We start from the raw sequence: 1,805 nt of genomic DNA, 5'->3' as shown, positions 1-1,805 counted from the left end.
CCGGAATTCCGGAAAACGACTGTCATGCAATTGAATTCACGTTGATCGGGACCGGCGACATAGGCCGTCGGAATTCGTAGTGTCGTCTACACCATCCAGAGCGATCGAGAGACCCGGCTCGCAGACATCGCAGCAACCCCCGCGCACGTGGTGCGGGTGCTTCCGCCGGGACCGATGGAGGACGAATCCATGAGTACGCTGGCGGCGCCCACGCAGACGGAGCCCGAAGCCGAACACCGCGACGGGGATCTGCCGATCGTCCGCGCCCGCCACCCGTGGCGCTGGGTCACCGCGGCGATCGCGCTGGTGCTGGTCGCGCAGTTCGCGCACGGGCTGATCACCAATCCGGGCTGGGACTGGGGAACCTTCGCGCAGTATGTCACCGCGAAGTCGGTGTTGTCGGCGCTGAAGGTGACGCTGGAGCTGACCTTCTGGGGCACCCTGCTGGGCTTCTTTCTCGGTGTCTGGCTGGCCGTGGGCCGGCTGTCGAAGAACCCGGTGCTGCAGGCGATCTCGTGGACCTATGTCTGGGTCTTCCGGTCGATCCCGCTGATCGTGCAGTTGCTGTTCTGGTTCAATCTGGCCTACCTGTACAAGACGCTGTCGTTGGGCGTTCCGTTCGGGCCGGAGTTCGCGCGATTCCAGACCAATGGCGTGATCAGCGGATTCAGCGCGGCCGTCATCGGTTTGGCGCTGCATCAGGCCGCGTATTCGGCGGAGATCATCCGGGCCGGGATCATCTCGGTCGACGAGGGCCAGTGGGAGGCGGCCCGGTCGCTGGGCCTGCCCTGGCGGCGGCAGTTCTTCACGATCGTGGCGCCCCAGGCGATGCGCGGAATTCTGCCGAATGCCGCCAACGAGGTGATCAGCCTTTTCAAGGGCACCTCGATCGTGTCGACCATGGCGATTGCCGAGCTGTTCTATCAGGTGCAGGTCATCTACGGCCGCAATGGCCGGGTGGTGCCGCTGCTCATGGTGGCCACGGTCTGGTACATCCTGCTGACCACCGTGCTGAGCGTCATTCAGTTCTATATCGAACGGCACTTCTCGAAGGGCCGTCGTTCGAAGGCCGGTGATCGGCGATGACCGAGTTCGCGATCGAATTGCGCGGCATCCGAAAGTCCTTCGGCCGCACTGAAGTGCTCCGAGGCATCGACTTGGCGGTGCGCCCCGGCGAGGTGACGGTGATCCTGGGCCCGTCGGGTTCGGGCAAGTCGACGCTGCTGCGCACGATCAACCACCTCGAGCAGGTGGACGGTGGCACCGTGCGGGTCGGCGGCGAGCTGGTCGGCTACCGGCGCAAGGCTGGCAAGCTGCACGAGCTGCACGAACGCGAGATCCTGCGGCAGCGGGCGCGCATCGGATTCGTGTTCCAGAACTTCAATCTCTTTCCGCACCTGACGGTTCGGGAGAATGTGGCGCTCGCGCCCGTGGCCGCGCAGCGCCGCTCGAAGGCCGAGGTGAACGCCGAGGCGCTGGAGTTGCTGGCGCGGGTCGGCCTGGCGGACAAGGCGGACGAGTATCCGAGCCGGTTATCGGGTGGGCAGCAGCAGCGCGTGGCCATCGCGAGGGCGCTCGCCCTGCGGCCGGAGGTGGTGCTGTTCGACGAGCCCACCTCCGCGCTGGATCCCGAGCTGGTCGGTGAAGTCCTCGATGTCCTCGAGGATCTGGCGCGCGGTGGTTCGACCCTGGTGATCGTCACCCACGAGGTCGGTTTCGCTCGCGAGGTCGCCGACACCGTGGTGCTGATGGATGCCGGCCGCATCGTCGAGCAGGGTCCGCCCGCGCAGGTGCTGGACAACCCG

Annotated in this window: 2 protein-coding genes and 1 riboswitch; both genes read left to right on the top strand. The window is 66.0% G+C overall.

Annotated elements, in window-relative coordinates:
- Window positions 1-88 precede the first annotated feature (88 nt).
- Window positions 89-181, top strand: a riboswitch (SAM riboswitch).
- Between the two features lie 8 nt (window positions 182-189).
- Window positions 190-1,086 (top strand): amino acid ABC transporter permease, encoded by an 897-nt coding sequence (locus ACWEKS_RS49205; protein ID WP_452346586.1) that lies wholly within the window; start codon window positions 190-192, stop codon window positions 1,084-1,086.
- Window positions 1,083-1,805 (top strand): amino acid ABC transporter ATP-binding protein (locus ACWEKS_RS49200; protein ID WP_452346585.1); only part of this gene is annotated, 723 nt, incomplete at its 3' end. The genes ACWEKS_RS49205 and ACWEKS_RS49200, both read left to right, overlap by 4 nt.

The organism is Nocardia sp. NPDC004711 (genome assembly GCF_053601595.1).
The sequence above is the reverse complement of the archived record's forward strand: the minus strand, read 5'-3'. Positions and strand labels throughout refer to the sequence as shown.